The organism is Rathayibacter sp. AY1B7 (genome assembly GCF_002932735.1).
In the GTDB taxonomy this organism is placed as follows: Bacteria; Actinomycetota; Actinomycetes; order Actinomycetales; family Microbacteriaceae; genus Rathayibacter.
Genome location: NZ_PSWK01000007.1, coordinates 87,711 through 106,965, shown reverse-complemented (window position 1 = coordinate 106,965; position 19,255 = coordinate 87,711). Strand labels below are relative to the sequence as shown.

The following is a 19,255-nucleotide window of genomic DNA, read 5'->3' as shown; positions in this document are numbered from 1 at the left end:
CTCAGATCCCCGTCCGTCCGTGCGGATCGCCCACCTTCTTCGACTCGCTCGACCCGCGCTCGCGCAGGAACACGGCGAGCGCCGCCATGCTGCCCACCGCGAGGAACTCCGACTGCCAGTTCTGGAGCGTCCGGTTCCAGAAGTCGGCGGAGGAGACGTAGCCGAGCCAGTCGACGGGCGCCTCCAGGCTCGTCAGCTGCTCCTCGTTGTAGGCCACGACGCCCGTCACCGACTGCGCCGCCCAGGACAGCAGGAACACCGCCCCCATCACCAGCAGCAGCGAGTGCGAGAACAGCGCCTGCCGCAGGCCGCCGGCGGACGCCGAGGGCGGCGAGTCGTCCTCCGCGGACGCCCCCGCCTTCTGCTGCTCGTCGGTCTCGAGGCCCTCCTCGCCCACCCGCTTCGACTCGGGCGAGCCGCGCTGCACGAGCCAGACGGTCGCGCCGATGTAGAGGAAGAACTGGAGGTACTCCGACTGCCAGTTCTCGGCGACGTCGATCGCGAAGTCGGAGGAGGTGACGAAGCGCCAGTAGCCGACCTCCCGCAGCCCCTCCGCGACCTGGGTGTCGTTGTACGCGGCGAGCCCGGCGAACGACTGCCCGAGGAGAGCGAGCAGGAAGATCGCGAGGAAGAACAGCGAGAGTCCGTTCTCGCGCAGGAAGCGGCGCATCCGGCTCACCTCCCGAGGATCCCGACGGCGAAGAACCCGATCAGGCCGAGCACGATCACGGCGTAGTACAGGGCGGAAGCGGTGCGCACGTCAGCTCCCGTCCAGGACGCAGTCGAAGGGCGCGTCCGCCACCGGCGTGCACCCCGCCGCGCGCACCAGCCAGCCGTCGTCGCCCGGGGTGAGGAACACCGCGCTGCCGCCGGAGCGCACGATCGCCGCCCGGCCGTCGACCTCGGCGTCCCCTGCTCCGTCTTCCGCGATCCCGAGCTCCAGCACGCCGCCGGGGCAGTCGCCCTACCGGTCCTCCACGGCCTCGCGGGCGGAATCGGTGAGCAGCGCGCACGCCGCGCGGCCGTCACCGTCGGCGAGCGCAGAGAGGAAGGCGTCGGCCGCGCGGCGGGCCGCCGTGCCGTCCGCGGAGCATCCGCAGAGCGCGAGCACGAGGGCCGCCGTCGCGGCCGTCGCGGGGACGGAGCGCGATCGAGGGAGCATCATGGCCAGGGAAGCTACTCCCGGGCCCGACCACCGGGCAGAGGGTTGCCATCGGGCCCTGCGGGCCCCGCGACCGGATCGTTACCGAAGCGCACCGCCGTGCTGTTGCGTCACAAGAATTGTTCACGGTAACATTTCGACGTGGCGCTGCTTCGGCCGGCGCCCACTGCACATCCTGCACTCACCGCACCTCGGGCCGCTAGGCCCGCATTCGAGGCCCTTCGGGGTCCACCATCTCGGGCACTCTCTTCGTGCCCGCGATCTCAAGGAGGAGATCTATGTCCAAGACGAGGCGTATCGGCCAGTTCCTGGGTTTCGCAGCAGTCGGCGCACTCGCGTTCGGACTCGCGGGCTGCTCGGGCGGTTCCGGCACCGATTCGGGCTCCGGCTCGAGCGGTGACCTCACCACCGTCGGCTTCGTGGCCGTCGGCCCCGAGGGCGCGTGGCGCCAGGCGAACGAGACCAACATCGAGGACACGTTCACCAAGGACGCCGGCTTCGACCTGAAGTACGCACCCGCCACCAACGGAGACCAGAAGTCGCAGATCGACTCCTTCACCTCCTTCGTGGACGAGGGCGTCGACATCATCCTGCTCTCCGCCACGGAGGGCTCCGGCTGGGAGGACTCGCTCGAGCGCGCCCAGGAGGCCGAGATCCCGGTCATCCTGATCGACCGCGGCATCGAGCCGGACAACACCGACCTCTACGTGACCCGCATCGCGCCGGACAACATCGCGGTCAGCACCTCGGTCGCCGACTGGGCCAAGACCACCTTCCCGAGCGGCGCGAAGTACTTCACGCTCGAGGGCCCCGCGGGCGTCTCGGTCGTCAACGAGCGCAACGAAGGCTGGGACGAGGTCATCGGCGCCGACTCGAAGTTCACCAAGATCGGCGCGCAGACCGCGAACTGGTCCACCGAAGAGGCCAAGAGCGTCTTCGAGACCGTCCTGAAGTCGAACAACAACGACGTCCAGCTGGTCTTCGCCCAGAACGACGAGATGGGCCTCGGCGCTGTCCAGGCCGTCCAGGAGGCCGGCCTCACCCCCGGCACCGACGTTAAGATCGCCACGATCGACGGCACCAAGAACGCCCTGCAGGCGCTGGCCGACGGCGAGCTGAGCTTCGTCGCCGAGTACAACCCGCTGTTCGGCGAGACCGCCCTCGACGCGGTCAAGAAGACCCTGGCCGGCGAGACGGTCGAGTCCTCGATCGTCGTCCCGAGCGAGACCTTCGACTCGCCCGAGGCCGCCACCACCGCGCTGCCCGACCGCAAGTTCTAGTCGCTCAGCACCACCGGTCGCCCGGCGTCCTCCTCGACGCGGCACCACTCCCCCGGAGCGACCGGGGCCGGCCCACCCGCCGGCCCCGGTCGCTCCGACCCTTCGGCGCACCTGTTCGGCTGCGCCCCGCTCGAGAACGGAACGACGCGACATGACAGGTTCGCCTCCGATCGTCGAGATGAAGAACATCTCGATCAGCTTCCCCGGCGTGAAAGCCCTCGACGGCGTCGACTTCCGCCTGTTCCCGGGCGAGGTCCACACCCTCATGGGTGAGAACGGCGCCGGCAAGTCCACACTCATCAAGGCCCTCACCGGCGTCTACCGCATCGACAGCGGAGACATCGTGATCGACGGGGAGACCCGTCGCCTGACCGGCACCGCCGACTCGCAGGCCGCGGGCATCTCCACCGTGTACCAGGAGGTCAATCTGGTCACGAACCTCTCCATCGGAGAGAACGTGATGCTCGGCTACGAGGTCCGCGGACCCTTCGGCATCAACTGGAAGGCCACACACCAGGCCGCGAAGGTCGCGCTCGAGAAGCTCGGCCTCGGCCACCTCAACACGCGCCAGTCGCTCGCCTCGCTCTCGATCGCGATGCAGCAGCTGGTCGCGATCAGCCGCTCGACGGTGAGCGACTCCAAGGTGCTCATCCTCGACGAGCCGACCTCGAGCCTGGACGCGAACGAGGTCGAGAACCTCTTCGTCGTCATCCGCCGCCTCCGTGCGGAGGGCGTCGCGATCCTCTTCGTCTCGCACTTCCTCGACCAGGTCTACGCGATCAGCGACCGCCTGACGGTGCTGCGCAACGGCACCTTCGTCGGCGAGTACCTGACCCACGAGCTCGACCGCACCTCGCTGATCTCGAAGATGATCGGCAAGGACATCGCGGCGCTGCGCTCCCTCGACTCCGAGCGCGAGAGCCAGGACCACCTCTACCGCGACGCCCCGCTCTACACCGCGAAGGGAATCGGCAAGAAGGGCTCCATCGAGAGCACCGACCTGACGCTGCACCGCGGCGAGGTCGTCGGCTTCGCCGGGCTCCTCGGCTCCGGCCGCACCGAGCTCGCGCGCCTGATCTACGGCGTCGACAAGCCCGACACCGGCGAGATCACGATGCACGGCAAGAAGATCGACGTCCCGACGCCGACCGCCGGCCTCGCCCACAAGATCGCGTTCTCGAGCGAGAACCGCCGCGACGAGGGCATCATCCGCGACCTCTCGGTCCGCGAGAACCTCATCCTCGGCGTGCAGGCCAAGCGCGGCTGGGCCCGCCCCCTCTCCAAAAAGGAGAAGGACGAGATCGTCGGCAAGTACCTCGTCGAGCTCAACGTGCGCCCGGCCGACCCCGACCGCCCGATCAGCAAGCTCTCCGGCGGCAACCAGCAGAAGGTCCTCCTCGGCCGCTGGCTCGCCACCGCCCCCGAGATCCTCATCCTTGACGAGCCGACCCGCGGCATCGACGTCGGAGCGAAGGCCGAGATCCAGGAGAAGGTCGTCGCCCTCGCCGGCGAGGGCGTCGCCGTGGTCTTCATCTCGTCCGAGCTCGACGAGGTCGTCCGTCTCAGCGACCGCATCATCGTCCTGAAGGACCACCGCGTGATCGCGGAGATCCTCAACGGTCCCGCTGTCACTGCGGAGTCGATCGTCACTACCATCGCCGCAGAGGGAGTCGTCGACGAGGACGTCGTCGTCCTCGAGAGCGCCACGCAGGAGGCCGCATCATGAGCAGCGACACCCGACCCGCCCGGGGATCAGTCCTCGGCGGGATCATCCGCCGCCAGTACTTCTGGGGAGTCGTGGCGATCGCCCTGCTCCTCCTCGTCAACGTCGTCAAGGACCCGGGCTACCTGGCCGTCTCGGTCAGCCCCACCACCGGCTACCTCGTCGGCAACGTCATCGACATCGCCCGCGCCGCCGCTCCGATCCTGATGATCGCCGTCGGCATGTGCCTGGTCGTCGCGACCGGGGGCATCGACCTCTCGGTCGGCTCGATCATGGTCGTCGCCGGCGCCGTCTCGATGGAGTTCCTCAACTCCGCGGGAGCGCCCGACTCGCTCGGCGCCGCAGCGGGAGCCTTCGCGGTCGCCCTCCTGGTGGCCGCCGTGCTCGGAGCCGTGAACGGCGTCCTCGTCTCGGTGGTGGGCCTCCAGCCCTTCATCAGCACGCTCGTCGTGATGCTCGCGGGCCGCGGCCTGGCGAAGGTCATCACCGGCGGCCAGAACACCGCCGCCACCAACGAGCCCTTCCGCTGGCTCGCGAACGGGTACGTCTTCGGGCTCCCGGTCGTGTTCCTCCTCGCCATCGCCATCGTCGTGGTCGTCGGAGTCCTGGTGCGCCGCAGCGCGCTCGGCCTGATGATCGAGGCCATCGGCATGGACCCGAAGGCGGCCCGCCTCGCGGGCATCAACCGCCGCGGCCTGCTGATGACCGCCTACATCGGCAGCGGCATCCTCGCCGGAGTCGCGGGCGTGTTCGCCACGGCGAGCGTGATGACGGTCGACGTCTCGCGCACCGGCTACCAGCTCGAGCTCGACGCGATCCTCGCGGTCGTCATCGGCGGCACCTCGCTCGCCGGCGGCAAGTTCAACATCACCGGTGCCGCCGTGGGCGCGATCCTGATCGCCACCCTCGACAAGACCGTCGTGTTCCTCGGAGTCTCGTCCTCCGCGACGCCCGCCTTCAAGGCGATCGTCATCGTCGCGCTCTGCCTCCTGCAGTCCGAGCGCGTCCGCTCCGCCTTCAAGTCCCGTCGCGAGGCGCGCCGCAGCGTCCCGCAGAAAGAGGCGATCCCCGCATGAGTGCCGTGATGACCCGCTCCGCCCCTCCGGCGAGCACCAAGCGCACCTCCGGGGCGCGCGGCTGGCTGAGCCAGCACCTGGACAAGCTGCCCACCCTGGCCGCGCTGATCATCTTCTTCGGGATGATCGTCTACGGCGAGGCCGCCTACGGCCGGATCCTGCAGGCGAGCACGATCTCGAACCTGCTGGTCAACAACGCGCACCTGATCATCCTCGCCGTGGGCCTCACGTTCGTGATCCTCACCGGCGGCATCGACCTCTCGGTCGGCGCGGTGATCGCGTTCAGCAGCGTAAGCGGCGTGCTCCTGATCAACGCCGGCTGGAACCCCTGGCTCGTGATGGTCCTGATGGTGGTGATCGGCGCCCTGTTCGGCGTGATCTCCGGCGTCCTGATCCAGTACTTCAACGTGCAGCCGTTCATCGCGACGCTCGCGATGATGTTCCTGGCCCGCGGTCTCGCCTCCATGCTGAGCACCGTCCCGGAGCGCCTCCCCGAGGACTCGGCCGTGCTGAGCCTGGCCACGCCGATCAAGCTGATCGACGGCCCGAAGGTCAACGACTTCGTCATCAGCCCCGGCGTGATCATCGCGATCCTCGTCGTGGCCGGCGCGTTCTTCGTGCTGCACCGCACCCGCCTGGGCCGCACGGTCTACGCGATGGGCGGCTCCGAGCAGTCGGCGGCCCTGATGGGCCTCCCGGTGGTGCGGACCAAGCTGTTCATCTACATCATCAGCGGCACGCTCGCCGGTCTCGCCGGTGTGGTCTACACCGCCCGCCTCGGCAGCGCGCAGAACATCACCGGCACCGGCTGGGAGCTCGACGCCATCGCGGCGACCGTCATCGGCGGCACGCTGCTCACCGGCGGCGTCGGGTTCGTGCTCGGCTCGGTGGTCGGCGCCCTGGTGCTCGGCCTGATGAACGTCCTGATCACCCGTGACGGCGGCATCCCGCCGGAGGCGACCACGATCATCACCGGAGGCATCCTCCTGGTCTTCGTCCTCCTCCAGCGCGCCGTCATGGCCCGCAGCAAGACCTGACCGGGCTCCCGCCCGATCTCCCCCGTCGCCCCCTCGTCCCTCCGCGGACGAGGGGGCGCCGTCGTGTCCGGGGCGCTCCGCCGGCCTCAGGAGGCGGAGCGGCTGAGCGTCAGCGCGGCCTGCTCGCGGGTGGAGTAGCCGCACTCCTCGGCGAGGCGGGCGAAGTCGGCAGGGCCCCGCCGCCGCAGGCCGATCCGGCGCCGGAGGGTGCCCGCCCGGCGCGTCTCGATCTCCTCCGCCGGCGTGCGGCCGAGGAACGCGAAAGCCTCCGCGAGCATGCGGGGGCAGACGAGCAGCTCCCGGGCGAGCACCGCGGCGGAGAACGCCGGGTCGCGGTGGCGCGCCTCGATCACCGGGATCGCCTCCGCGTAGACCTGGTCCGCGCTCCGGGTCCGGACCCGCGGAGCGCAGTGCTCGACGATCCCCTCCAGCAGCAGTTCGCTCGCCCGCCTCACGCCGGCGGCCCCGAGCACGGCCGGATCCCCCTCGATCAGACTGTTGGCGAGGGCACGGGCAGGCGTCCAGACCGACTCGCGCACCGGCACGACCTCGTTGATCCGCTCGCGGACCCACCGGTGCTCGAGCACGGCGGCGTCGAAGCTCCAGGTGTACGAGACGGTCGGCCGCCGGTAGTCGATGCGCGCCGGGACCCTGGCGTCGAGGAGCAGGACGCTGTTCGGCGTCGCCTCGAGCACGCCCTCGTCGAGGACGACCTCTCCCCCGCCCTCAACGATCAGGGAGATGTGAACGCCCGCCGGCCTGTCCGCCCTGTCGACCGACGGCGAGGGGGCGACCCTGATCCCGTTCGGCCCCCACACCCGCGTCAGCGCGAGTCCCGGTCCATCCGCTGCGTCCATCCGCAGACCGGGAGCGCCGGTCCCGCGCTCGTACCAGGCGCGAGCGAACGCCTGCATCCGCTCCTCTGCGGCCCCCATCTCCCGCCTCCTCCGCGTCGAACGAACAGAATCCCTCATCTGTCGATCACCGCCGGACGTTCGCACGGATCTCCCAGGCCTCCGCGCCTCGCGCTCGGAATCCGGCCGCACGCCGTCGCCGGACCGGGAGGACGGCCACGGGGACCGTCCCGGTCAGCGGCGCTGGGAGAGCCGCCACAGCGCGCGGCGAGCGCTCCCCTCGGAGGCGAAGCCCGCCTCCTCGGCCGCGCGCGCGAAGTCGGCCGTCGCCAGGGACCGCCCGCCGATCAGGAGCAGGAGGGTGCCCGCCCGGCGCCGCTCGAGCTCGTCGTCGGCCGTCCGCCCGAGGAAGGAGAACGCGCGAGCCAGCGTCAGCTCCGACACCAGGAGTTCGCGGGCGAGCCGGGCGGCGGTGAAGGCGGGATCGCGGTGGCGCTCCTCGATCAGGGCCATGGCCTCCCCGTAGACGTCCTCGGCGCGGGGACGCCTGCGCGGTGCGGAGCCCTCGACCAGCTCCTTCAGGAAGGCCTCGCCCGCCCGGGCGACGGCGGGCTGCTCCGCCAGAGCGTGGTCGCCGTCGAGGAGACCGTTCATCAGCGCCCGCGCCGGGGCCAGGAAGCAGCCGGCGACGGGCAGGACCTCGCCGAAGCGCTCCGTGAGCCAGCGCTGCTCCAGCGCCCGCTCGCCGAGCACCCAGGCGTAGATCACAGTCGAGCGGGGGAAGCGCGCCCCGGTTCGCGGCTCCGCGTCGATGACCACCAGATCACCACTGCCGCACTCGAGCATCCGTCCGTCCTGTCGGATGCGTCCTCCGCCCTCGACGACCAGCAGCAGATGCGCGCCCGGCGGGCAGCGCGACTGCGGCTTCTGCTCGAGAACGCAGCCACCGGGGATCCACAGTCTGGCGATCTCGAAGCCGAGCGAGCCCGTCGCCTCGACCCGCAGTCCAGAACGGGCCTCCACGCCGTTCCAGTGCTCGGCCATCCGCCGGTACATCTCGGCCGATCTCGACCTCATCGGGCGCCCCCTCCTCGCGGGCACGCTGACGCCTCACCACGGGAGTGATTCGCAGCCCGCGCGTGCTCCGTTTGTCACCGGACCGGTCACAGCGGACGGCGACGCTCCCGCTCACCGCGCCGGCGGCGCCCCGGCGGCAGCGTGCGACCGACGGGATCACCGGGTCAGGAGGGCGATCGCGACTCGGAGCGGCGTCGGAGCTCACCACTCCCTCCTCACGGCAGCGCCACTTCCTCCTCACCTGCCCCCGAGCGCTTGGGCCGACCGCCCGCCCGCGGGAAGACTCCCCAGCGGTACGGCGCCCGTCGTACCCGCCGAAGCGGCCGAGCGGACGACGACCGTCCTCCGAGCAGGCCGCCGGCGAGAAGACAGACCGAGGAGCTTCACTGTGACTTCCGACAACTCTCCCGCTGAGCAGGGTCCGCTGAGGCGACGCACCGTCGTCGCCGGCGCCACCTGGTCCCTGCCCGTGATCGCCGCAGCGACGGCCACCCCGGCCGCCGCCGCCTCTGCCACGCAGACCCTCGTGTTCAGCTCCATCCCGACCATGATCGCGTGCATGCCCAACACGGCGCCGATCACGCTGACCCTCACCGGCGGCAACGTCGCGAACGTCCCCGTGCGGGTGAACACCCCGCCCGGCTTCCGCTTCGGAGGGAGCGGGACCGACACCTTCGTGACCGACGCGAACGGAGTCGCCACCATCCCGGTCGGCGGCGTCATCGCGGGCCCCTCGACCGGCTCGGCCCTCGCCTTCGGCGGCTCGGCGAAGACGAACGCCCCGTTCCCGGTCCGCCAGACCGGCGACCTGCAGTACAGCACGGGCCTCGCCACTGTTCCCGAGAACTCCGGATTCATCCACACCTCCTCGCAGGGTGTGAACGGCAACGTCTCCGTCAAGGCGAACGGCGACATCTGGCAGTACCGGCGGTCGGACGGCTGGCAGAAGCTCGGCACGGGCGCCTCCACGGAGCCCAGCACGTCCGGGCTCACGCAGCAGCCGGACGGAACCTACAACGCGCACTGGATCAAGGACGGAGTCCTCCAGTACGGCAAGGCGCTCGCGACCGTTCCGAACAACTCCGGATTCGTCCGCACCTACGGTCAGGGCGCGGACGGGAACGTCTCCATCAAGGCGAACGGCGACGTCTGGCGGTACAACCGCCAGGCCGACGAGTGGACCCTTCTGGGCACCGGCGCCAGCACCGAGCCGAGCGCGGCCGGCATCTCCGCGAACCCGGCCGGGACCCTGAACGTCCACTGGATCAAGAACGGAGTCCTGCAGTACGGCACCGCAGCGGCCACCGTGCCTACCAACTCCGGATTCGTCCGCGTCTACGGCCTCGGCACCCGCGGCACGATCGCCGTGAAGTCGAACGGCGACATCTGGCGGTACACCCCGCAGGGCAACGTGTGGGACCTCGTCGGCACCGGAGCCAGCACCGAGCCGAGCGCCGCCGGACTGACCCAGCGGCCGGGCGGGACGTTCGAGATCCACTGGATCAAGGACGGGGTCCTGCAGTACGGCACCCGGCTCGCGACCGTTCCGGAGAACTCCGGGTTCGTCCGCACCTACGGTCAGGGAGCGGATGGGAACGTCTCCGTGAAGGCGAACGGCGACATCTGGTACTACAGCACGGCGCAGAACACGTGGACCAAGATCGGCTCCGGTGCCAGCACCGGCCCCGATGCGGCCGGGATCACCGCCCAGGGAGACGGCGCGTTGAACCCCCACTGGATCAAGGCGAGAACCGACTGCCGCTGATCCGCGCCCGGCGGCCCTCTCCGCCCGCGTCCTGCCGGACCGCGGGCGAGGAGGGCCGCCTCCGCCCTCCCGCCGAGGACGGGCGCCTCGTCCGAGGAGGAACGCGCCACCCCGTCTCGGCGCCCCTCCCCCGGCCTAACGTGGTCACCGCCCGCGCACCCTGTCCCCGCTGCGAAGGAGCCCGGTGACCGCTTCCGAGCAGCCGGCCGCCCCGCGCGGTCTCGTCGAGACGCTGCAGCTGAGCGGTCCCCGCGTGGAGGCGTGGCTGAGGAGCCTCGGCTGGGCGAGCGACGGAGCTCCGCCCCTGCACCTCGCCGGGGACGTGCTCGCCGTCGACGGCTTCCGGCTGAGCCGCCTCTGGCACACACCCGGCACGCTCCGGACCGACCCGCCCCTCCCCGCCCCCGACCGGGCCGAGGTCGACCTCATCGTCCCGGTCGCCGGCGAGATCGTCGTCGACGGCCCTCTCGAGGCCGCTCGTCTGCGGCCCGGCGGGCTCGCCCTCCTCCGACGCGACGACTCCGCTCGGTTCCGGGCGGAGGAGGACTCCGCCTGGCTGGCGCTGAGGACGTCCTGGGGCAGGCTCGGCCTCACGAGCGCACAGTCCGACGGGCCGTCCTGCACCCTGCTCGCCGCCGACAGCTACAGCGGCGCTTTCGTCTCCCTCGTCAACGCGACCCTCAACGCGGACCTCGCGGCGGGCGATCCCGGCTTCAGCGAGCTGCGCCGCGCGCTCGAGGCGACCGCGTCGGCCCTGATCAAGCAGAGCCTGCCGCCCGCCCGTCCGGAGGACGGACTCGAGGGCGTCCTCCTCCGCGCGATCGCCGTCATCGATGCGGAGGCGGGTGACGCGGACTTCACCGCCGGCGTTCTCGCGATGCGGCTCCGCGTCTCGCGGGCGACGCTGGACCGCGCCTTCCACCGCCGGGGCACGACCGTGGCCGCGACCCTCCGCGAGCGGCGCGTGCACCTCGCCGCGTCGCTGCTCGCCGCGAGCCCGTCGCTCTCGCCCTCGGCTCGCGCGGCCGTGGCCGAGCGGGCCGGCTTCCGGACGCTGAGGGCGATGGACCGCGCGCTGAGCCGTTCGCGCGACGTCGACCGCGGCTGATCCGACCGGACATCGGCGTACGCGTCGCCCCAGGATGCACCCGGGATTCGTCGAACCGGTTCGCCTCTCCTCTGGAGTGTCGGGAAATGATCCGGTTAGGCTCTTCACGTTGTCGTCAACATAGTGTTACCGTGAACATTGCCGCGTACGAAGCCGGCACACTCCCTCCCCTCAGCAATGGTGCCGACCCTGGAGCAAAGCGCGATGAAGCCTTTCCTGCGACCACTCGTCCTCGTGACGGCCGTGGCCCTCACCGTCCCCCTTCTGACGGCCCAGTCGGCGAGCGCAGCTCCCTCCGACAGCCTCGTCCTGCGCTACGCGCTCGACGAGACGAGCGGCACGACCGTCGCCGACAGCTCGGGCAAGGGCCGCACCGGCACGCTCGTCAACGGAGCCGCTCCTCGCGGAGCCGCGGGCGTCGCCCTCGACGGGACCGACGACTACGTCAAGCTGCCCGACGACCTGCTCGCGGGCCTGAACTCGATCACGGTCAGCACCGAGGTCCTGGTGAACGCGAACCAGGGCACGCCCTACTTCATCTGGGGCCTCGGCAACACGACGAACGGCGCCGGGAACGGCTACCTCTACACGACGGGCAACGGCTACAAGGCCTCGATCGCCACCGGCAACTGGACCACCGAGCAGACCGTCAACTCCAACGCGAACCTCGCGCGCAGCGTCTGGAAGACCCTCACCTACACGCTCGACGACGCGAGCGACACCGCACGCCTCTACCTCGACGGCACCCAGGTCGCGCAGCAGACAGGAGTGACCATCACTCCCGCCGCGATCGGCAACGGCACCACCACCGCGAACGCGATCGGCCGCTCCGTCTACACGGCGGACAAGACCCTCGCCGGCTCGGTCCGCGACTTCCGCGTCTACAGCACGGCGCTCAGCGCGGCCGACGTCGCGACCCTCCAGGCCCCGGACAGCACGCGCGTCTCCCGCGACTCCGCCGCCCTGGACCTCGGGAGCCTCTCCTCGGTCTCCGCGAACCTCACCCTCCCGACGACCGGCCCCAACGGCTCCGCCATCGCCTGGGCCTCGAGCAACTCCGCGGTCGTCTCGACCAGCGGAGTCGTCACGCCGCCCGCGACCGGGGTCGCCTCGGTCGAGCTGACCGCCACGACCACCCGCGGCTCGGCCACGGCCACCCGCACCTTCACCGCCACCGTGCCCGCCAAGGACGTGAACGCCGACGCCCAGAAGGCGCTCGACGCCCTCTCGATCGTCAACTCCGGCGACGTCCGCGGCAACGTGACGCTGCCCGCGAAGGCCGGCTCCTACGACGTCGCCTGGTCCTCCTCGAACACGGCCGTGCTCAGCACGACCGGCGTCGTGAAGCGCCGGTCCGCCGCCACGCCCGTCACACTCACCGCGACGATCGCCGGCACGACCGCGACCCGGCAGCTGCCCGTCACGGTGACCGCGGCTCCCGCGGACCTCGACACCGAGTACGACGCGGGCTACCTCTGGACCCACTTCGCCTCGACCGACTACGAGAAGATCTACTTCGGCTCCAGCACCGACGGTCTGCACTGGTCGAAGCTCAACAACGACAAGGCCGTGCTCGCCAACCTCGGCGGCACCCTCGGCGTCCGCGATCCGCACCTCGTGCGCTCCCCCACCGGCGACGAGTACTGGATCATCGGCACCGACCTGCACGCCGAGGGCACCGCTCCCGGCGGCACCTGGGACCAGACCAACGCGAGCAAGAACCTCGTCGTCTGGCGCTCGACGGACCTCGTGAACTGGAGCGATCAGAGCATCGTCTTCGCCGGCTTCCCCGACGCGGGCAACGTCTGGGCTCCTGAGGCGATCTGGGACGACGCGACCGGCCAGTACTACGTCTACTGGGCCGCCCGCGACAAGACGCTGACCGGCGGGGCCTCCGCCCAGCGCGTCTACGTCTCGACCACGCGCGACTTCGTCGGCTTCTCCACCCCGAAGGTCTGGCTGGACGAGAACCCCGCCGCCGGCGGCGGGAGCCGCGGCAGCATCATCGACACGACCATCGCGAAGGAGGGGGACACGTACTACCGCTTCTCCACCGCCGACTGGCGCACGGTCGTCGACAAGGCCCCGAGTCTCGCCGGCCCCTGGACCCGCGTGATCGGCTTCGGCGAGGAGAAGTCCCGCGGCCTCTCCGACCACCTCGAGGGCCTCACCGTCTACCAGCTGCCCGACGGCCGCTGGGTCGTCATGGGCGACTCGTTCGGCTACTCCGCCTACGTCACCGACACCCTCGCGGACATGCGGTTCACGGCGCTTCCTGTCGGCACCACCGGCGCGAACACGTACTCGTTCTCGAAGCCCTTCCGCCACGGCTCGGTGCTCCGCCTCTCGAGCGCTGAGGAGGCGCGCCTGACGGCCGCCTACGGCACCAGCAGCACCGGCCCCGCCGCGAAGCCGGTCAACGCGGCCGGCGAGATCCTCCGCTACACCTTCGACGGCGGCTCGGGCACCACGGTGCGCGACAGCTCGGGCAACAACCAGAACGGCACGCTGCCCTCGGGTGGCACCTGGAAGGACGGCGCCCTGCAGCTCGACGGCACCGACGACTACGTCAAGCTGCCGAACGACCTGCTCGCCGGAGTGACGGACCTCACCATCCAGTCCGACGTCTGGATCGACCCCGCGCAGGGCGGCGCCTACTTCCTCTACGGCCTGGGCAACACCACGAACGGCGCCGGCGACGGCTACCTCTTCACCTCGGGCAACAACTACCGCACCAGCATCGCGACCGGGAACTACACCACCGAGCAGACCGTCGCCGGCGGCTCGGCCCTCCCCCGCGGCACCTGGGCGCACCTGACGTACACGCTCTCCGGCACCACCGGCACGATCTACCTCGACGGAGTGAAGGTCGCCAGCGGCACCGTCACGACCGACCCGAAGGACATCGGCGGCGGCTCCACCTCGGCGAACTACATCGGGCGCTCGAACTACGACGCCGACAACCGCTTCCGCGGCCAGATCCGCGAGTTCTCGGTCTACAACCGGGCCCTCAGCGCCTCCGAGGTGCTCGCCGCCTCCGGCAACACGTCGGCCCTGGTCGACCTGTCGCTCAGCGGCGACGTCCTGAAGACGGCCCCGATCGTCGACTCGGCGAGCAGGACGGTCACCTTCCCGGTGAAGCCGGGGACCGACCTGACGAAGCTCACCCCGACCTTCTCCACCGCGGCCGGCGTCACGGCGAGCCCCGCCTCCGGCACCGTCCGCGACCTCTCCACCCCGCAGACGGTCGTGCTCACGCCCGCCGCCGGCGGCACCGCGACCACCTGGACCCTGAAGGCCGTCGTCATGAAGTCCCCGGTCCTCGCAGGCCTGAACGCCGACCCGAACATCGCGGTCTTCGGCGACACCTACTACCTGTACGCGACCTCGGACGGCTTCGCCGGCTGGGGCGGCAAGACCTTCTACGCCTGGTCCTCGAAGAACCTCATCGACTGGACCCGCTCGGAGCAGCCCTTCCTGACGCTCGACGGCGCGAACGGCAACGTGCCGTGGGCGACCGGCAACGCCTGGGCGCCGACGATCATCGAGAAGAACGGGAAGTACTACTTCTACTTCTCCGGCGAGAACTCCTCGCTGAACCGCAAGACGATCGGAGTCGCCGTCTCGGACAGCCCGATGGGCCCGTTCACGGCGCAGCCGACCGCGATGATCACCAACGGCGAGTCCGTGCGGTCCGGCCAGGCGATCGACCCCGCCGCGTTCACCGACCCGAAGACCGGCAAGAGCTACCTCTTCTGGGGCAACGGCGACCCGCTCTACGGGGAGCTGTCCGACGACATGCTCTCGATCAAGACCGGCACGATCAAGAAGATCAGCGGTCTGACCGACTTCCGCGAGGGTGCGTTCCTGAACTACCGCGACGGTCTGTACCACCTCACCTACTCGATCGACGACACCGGCTCGGAGAACTACAAGGTCGGCTACGCCACCTCGACGAGCGTCGACGGACCGTGGACCTACCGCGGCGTGGTCCTCGAGAAGGACACCTCGCAGGGCATCCTCGCCACGGGCCACAACTCGATCGTCAACGTGCCCGGCACGGACGACTGGTACATCGCCTACCACCGCTTCGCCATCCCCGGCGGAGACGGCCAGCACCGCGAGACGACGATCGACCGGGTGACCTTCGACAAGACGACCGGGCTCATGCAGAAGGTCGTCCCGACCCTCACCAGCGTCGCCGCGCAGACGATCGTCGACACCGCGCCGCTCGCAGCCTCGATCACGGGGAAGGCGACGGTGGGCAGCACGCTGACCGCCTCCGCCTCCTCCCCGTGGACGGCGACCGGCTTCCAGTGGAAGCGCGGTGGGACCGCGATCAGCGGGGCGACGGCGTCGAGCTACACGCTCACCGCCGCCGACCGCGGAGCGACGATCTCGGTGGCCGTGACCGCCGCGAAGCCGCAGTGGACGCCGGCGACGGCCTCCGCCTCCGTCGGTCCCGTGACCGACTCGGCACCCGCGATCGCCGTGACCACGACCTCCACGACGCGCTGCGCCGCCGGGAAGATCGTCGTCACCGCGACCGCCACGAACCCGAACGCCTTCGCCGCGAAGATCGTGATCGGCACGACGTGGGGCTCCAAGAGCTTCGCCGACGTCGCTCCCGGCGCCACCGTCTCGGCAGCCTTCACCACCCGGGCGACGAGCGTGACCGACGGATCCGCGACCGCCACGGCGACCGCGTTCATCAGCGGGAAGCCGGCCACGGCCTCCGCGACCGCCCCCTACTCCGCGGCCAGCTGCAGCTGATCCGCGGGCACGACCCACACCCATTGAGATCGAGCCGGCGACGACGCCGGCCGGAGAACGGAGAACACCCGACATGAACACCCGATCCCTTCTGATCCGCGGAGCCGCTGGACTGGCCGGAGGCGTCCTCCTGCTCGGAGTCGCCGGAACGGCGTTCGCCGCCGAGGTCAACTACGGCAACGACGACGTCGACATCAACGTCGAGATCGCCGACCTCCCCGGGACCGGCGCCCTCTCGATGACCGTCGCCGCGGACTCGACGACGCTGACCGAGACCGGCTCGGACAACGTCCGCCGCCAGTTCACCGGCACCCTGCCCACCGTCACGGTCACCGACACCCGTGACGCCGCGGACGTCTCCCCCGACTCCGCGTGGTACGTCATCGGCACGGCGAGCGACTTCACGTCGGCCGACGGCTCGACCATCGGCGCCGAGAACCTCGGCTGGACCCCGGACCTGGTCGACGGTGGAGACCTCGGCGAGGTCGCCGCGGGCGATGAGGTCGGCACCGCCATCGACGGCGGCGCCAACGGCGTCGGCCTGAAGGGCAAGGAGCTGCTCGCGATCGTCGCCAGCAACTCCCAGCAGGTCAACCCCGAGGGCTCCTGGAGCGCCGACGCCGACCTCTTCCTCCGCACCCCCGTGAACGTGGACGCCGGCGCGTACTCGTCCACCATCACCCTGTCGCTCTTCGAGTGACCCGTCGCGGCCGGGGGACGCACTCCCTCGGCCGCGATCCCACCACGGCCGACGCGGCCGGGCCCGCCCGCCCGGCCGCGTCGTGCTTCCCCCGTGCGACCATGAGGTTCTGATGACTGCTCCGCGCCGCTCCGCCGCTCCCCGCCGCCCGCTCCTCCCCGCGCTGCTCGCGCTGATCATCGCCCTCCTCGGCGCGGGAGTCGCTCCGGCGGCCGTCGCGGCCGACGGAGCGATCACCTGGGCGGTCAGCCCCTCCACCGACGGCGTCCCCGACAAGCGCGCGTGGGTCGAGCTCGAGCTCGCCCCCGGCGCGAGCGCCTCGGACGAGGCGGTCGTGCGGAACCTCAGCGACCAGCCCGTGACCTTCAGCATCACCAGCGCCGACGGCTACTTCACCGACACCGGCCGCTTCAACATGCTCAACTCGGACCAGGAGTCGGTCGACGCCGGGCTGTGGATCTCCGCCCCCGAGACCGTGACCGTCGATCCGGGCAGCAGCGGCGTGGTGCCGTTCACCGTGACGGTCCCCGACAACGCCACCCCCGGCGACCACGCCGCCGGCATCGCCGCCTCCGTGCTCTCGCAGGGCACCGAGGCGGGAGGCGCGAACGTCGGAGTGGAGAGCCGCATCGGCTTCCGCGTGATGACCCGCGTGACCGGCGAGGTGACCCCCTCCTTCTCCGTCGAGGACCTGGCCAGCGACTACCGCCTCTCCTGGAACCCGTTCCAGCCCGGCTCCCTCTCGCTCGTCGCCGACGTGGTGAACACTGGCAACGTGCGCCTGCTGCTCGACGGCACGGCGAGCGCCCAGGGCGCCACCGCCCCCGTCGTCGCGGCCGACGCGCCCCAGCAGGAGCTGCTGCCCGGCGACCGGCGCAGCGTCTCGGTGCAGCTCGACGGCATCTGGCCCCTCTTCGGGGTCGGCGCCGACCTGACCATCGCACCGACCGTCGCCGCCGCCGATCAGGAGCCGGTCGCCACCGCTCCCGTGACGGAGTCGATCACGGTCGCCGCCGTGCCGGTCCCGCAGCTGCTCGTGATCCTCGGCGTCGCCCTCATCCTCGCGGCGCTGCTCGCCGGGCGCTCGCGCTCGCGCCGCCGCATCGCCGCCCTGGTGCAGCAGGCCAAGGAGGAGGGCCTGCGCGAGGGCGCGCGCGTCTCCTCCTGAGCACCCCCTCCGCACGCTCCCTCCCCCCTCCCTGCCGCCGAGGGGCCCCGGGCCGTCGAGGGGACCCGCTACACCGGGTTCCCCCGACGGTCCAGGGTTCGCTCACCGCGCGGCCATGCGTCAGAGTGAGCGGATGACCACCACCTCCCTGGAGGCGCCGACTCGGCGTCTCGGCCTCATCGCGCTCATCGCGACCCTCGGCGGCCTCCTCTTCGGCTACGACACCGGCGTCATCAACGGCGCCCTCGAGCCGATGTCGGCCGAGCTGGGCCTCACCGCGCTGACCGAGGGGGTCGTCACCAGCTCGCTCCTCTTCGCCGCCGCGATCGGCGCGATCTCGGGCGGACGCCTCGCCGACGCCCTCGGGAGGCGGACCACGATCCGCCTCCTCGCCGTGCTCTTCCTCGTCGGCGCCCTGGTCTGCGTGGTGGCGCCGGGCTTCGGCGTGATGGTCCTCGGGCGGGCGGTCCTCGGACTGGCCGTCGGCGGCGCCTCGGTGGTCGTGCCGATCTACCTCTCCGAGATCTCCCCCTCCGAGATCCGCGGCTCCCTCGCCGGCCGCAACGAGCTGATGATCGTGATCGGCCAGCTCGCCGCCTTCGTGGCCAACGCCGTCATCGGCACCGTCTGGGGCGAGCTGCCCGGCGTCTGGCGGATCATGCTCGCCGTCGCCGCGCTCCCCGCCGCCGCCCTCCTGCTCGGCATGACCCGGGTCCCGGAGTCGCCGCGCTGGCTGATCGCGCACGGCCGCCGCGACGAGGCGCTCGACGTGCTCACGACCATCCGGACGCCCGACCGGGCCCATGCGGAGGCGGAGACCATCGCCCGCTCGATCGGCGCGAAGGACGGCCCGAGGATCCCCCTGCTGCAGGCGCTGCGCGAGCGCTGGGCGGTGCGCATCCTGCTGGTCGGCATCGGGATCGGAGTCGCCCAGCAGCTCACCGGCATCAACTCGATCATGTACTACGGCCAGTCGGTGCTGAAGGAGGCGGGCTTCGACCACGACGGCGCGCTCGTCGCCAACATCGCACCCGGGGCGATCGCCGTGATCGGCGGCCTGATCGGGCTGCGGCTCATGCAGACGATGAACCGCCGCACGACCCTCCTGCTCGGCTACTCCCTGACCACCGCGATGCACTTCATGATCGGCATCGCCTCCGTCGCGCTCCCCGTGGGGAACCCGGCGCGGCCGTACGTGATCCTGGTGCTGGTCGTCGCGTTCGTGGGGAGCATGCAGACGTTCCTCAACATCGTCACCTGGGTGATGCTGTCCGAGATCTTCCCGCTGCGGATCCGCGGCGTCGGCGTCGGCATCGCGATCTTCTGCCACTGGATCACGAACGCGGTGCTCGGCCTGTTCTTCCCCACCCTCGTCTCCGGCGTCGGCATCACCGGAACGTTCTTCCTGTTCGGCGCCGTCGGCCTGCTCGCGCTCGTCTTCATCTGGAAGCGCGTGCCCGAGACCCGCGGCCGCGCCCTCGAGGAGGTCGAGGCGGGCGTCGTCTCCGGCGAGCTCCTGCGCCGCTGACGCC

15 protein-coding genes are annotated in these 19,255 nt (G+C 71.0%); 10 read left to right on the top strand and 5 right to left on the bottom strand.

Annotated elements, in window-relative coordinates:
• Nucleotide 1 precedes the first annotated feature (1 nt).
• From C5C95_RS05985 to C5C95_RS05975, 3 genes are all read right to left on the bottom strand, one after another.
• On the bottom strand, nt 2–670 hold the full coding sequence (locus C5C95_RS05985) for a DUF6766 family protein (protein ID WP_104227010.1): 669 nt from the start codon (nt 668–670) through the stop codon (nt 2–4).
• Between the two features lie 90 nt (nt 671–760).
• Entirely contained in the window at nt 761–946 is a 186-nt protein-coding gene (locus C5C95_RS05980) for a hypothetical protein (protein ID WP_104324024.1), read from the bottom strand.
• A gap of 18 nt (nt 947–964) precedes the next feature.
• Nucleotides 965–1,165 carry a hypothetical protein gene (locus tag C5C95_RS05975; RefSeq protein WP_104222395.1) on the bottom strand — a complete coding sequence of 67 codons (201 nt, stop codon included), beginning with the start codon at nt 1,163–1,165 and terminating at the stop codon, nt 965–967.
• Between the two features lie 275 nt (nt 1,166–1,440).
• Here C5C95_RS05975 and C5C95_RS05970 point away from each other — a divergent pair, with 275 nt between their 5' ends.
• The 4 genes from C5C95_RS05970 (at nt 1,441) to C5C95_RS05955 (ending at nt 6,278) form a co-directional block, all read left to right on the top strand.
• Nucleotides 1,441–2,442, top strand: coding sequence for an ABC transporter substrate-binding protein (locus C5C95_RS05970; RefSeq protein ID WP_104324023.1), 1,002 nt, complete (start codon nt 1,441–1,443; stop codon nt 2,440–2,442).
• 151 nt (nt 2,443–2,593) lie between these two features.
• A complete protein-coding gene (locus C5C95_RS05965) occupies nt 2,594–4,168 on the top strand; it encodes a sugar ABC transporter ATP-binding protein (RefSeq protein ID WP_104222393.1) in 1,575 nt (524 codons plus the stop codon).
• Nucleotides 4,165–5,241, top strand: a complete 1,077-nt coding sequence (locus C5C95_RS05960) for an ABC transporter permease (RefSeq protein WP_104238658.1) — start codon at nt 4,165–4,167, stop codon at nt 5,239–5,241. The genes C5C95_RS05965 and C5C95_RS05960 overlap by 4 nt, the downstream gene beginning before the upstream one ends.
• Nucleotides 5,238–6,278 carry a sugar ABC transporter permease gene (locus C5C95_RS05955; protein ID WP_104222391.1) on the top strand — a complete coding sequence of 347 codons (1,041 nt, stop codon included), beginning with the start codon at nt 5,238–5,240 and terminating at the stop codon, nt 6,276–6,278. The genes C5C95_RS05960 and C5C95_RS05955 overlap by 4 nt, the downstream gene beginning before the upstream one ends.
• Before the next feature lie 86 nt (nt 6,279–6,364).
• On the opposite strand, the gene C5C95_RS05950 is transcribed toward C5C95_RS05955, so the two are convergent.
• Nucleotides 6,365–7,213: a hypothetical protein gene (locus C5C95_RS05950; RefSeq protein WP_104324022.1), complete on the bottom strand. Its 849-nt coding sequence runs from the start codon at nt 7,211–7,213 to the stop codon at nt 6,365–6,367.
• Between the two features lie 153 nt (nt 7,214–7,366).
• Nucleotides 7,367–8,209 (bottom strand): hypothetical protein, encoded by an 843-nt coding sequence (locus C5C95_RS05945; protein WP_146078996.1) that lies wholly within the window; start codon nt 8,207–8,209, stop codon nt 7,367–7,369.
• Nucleotides 8,210–8,597: 388 nt separating this feature from the next.
• Here C5C95_RS05945 and C5C95_RS05940 point away from each other — a divergent pair, with 388 nt between their 5' ends.
• The 6 genes from C5C95_RS05940 (at nt 8,598) to C5C95_RS05915 (ending at nt 19,251) form a co-directional block, all read left to right on the top strand.
• Nucleotides 8,598–9,974, top strand: coding sequence for a hypothetical protein (locus C5C95_RS05940; RefSeq protein ID WP_104227015.1), 1,377 nt, complete (start codon nt 8,598–8,600; stop codon nt 9,972–9,974).
• A 184-nt stretch (nt 9,975–10,158) separates the two neighbouring features.
• Nucleotides 10,159–11,082 (top strand): helix-turn-helix domain-containing protein, encoded by a 924-nt coding sequence (locus C5C95_RS05935; RefSeq protein ID WP_104222387.1) that lies wholly within the window; start codon nt 10,159–10,161, stop codon nt 11,080–11,082.
• Nucleotides 11,083–11,286: 204 nt separating this feature from the next.
• Nucleotides 11,287–15,855 carry a family 43 glycosylhydrolase gene (locus C5C95_RS05930; RefSeq protein ID WP_181074597.1) on the top strand — a complete coding sequence of 1,523 codons (4,569 nt, stop codon included), beginning with the start codon at nt 11,287–11,289 and terminating at the stop codon, nt 15,853–15,855.
• Nucleotides 15,856–15,928: 73 nt separating this feature from the next.
• Entirely contained in the window at nt 15,929–16,555 is a 627-nt protein-coding gene (locus tag C5C95_RS05925) for a hypothetical protein (protein WP_104227017.1), read from the top strand.
• A gap of 112 nt (nt 16,556–16,667) precedes the next feature.
• The gene (locus C5C95_RS05920) at nt 16,668–17,723 is read left to right on the top strand and encodes a WxL protein peptidoglycan domain-containing protein (RefSeq protein WP_104324021.1); all 1,056 of its coding nucleotides are present in this window, start codon (nt 16,668–16,670) and stop codon (nt 17,721–17,723) included.
• A 133-nt stretch (nt 17,724–17,856) separates the two neighbouring features.
• Complete coding sequence (locus tag C5C95_RS05915; RefSeq protein ID WP_258072631.1) at nt 17,857–19,251, top strand: sugar porter family MFS transporter; 1,395 nt, start codon at nt 17,857–17,859, stop codon at nt 19,249–19,251.
• The last annotated feature ends 4 nt before the right edge of the window (nt 19,252–19,255 follow it).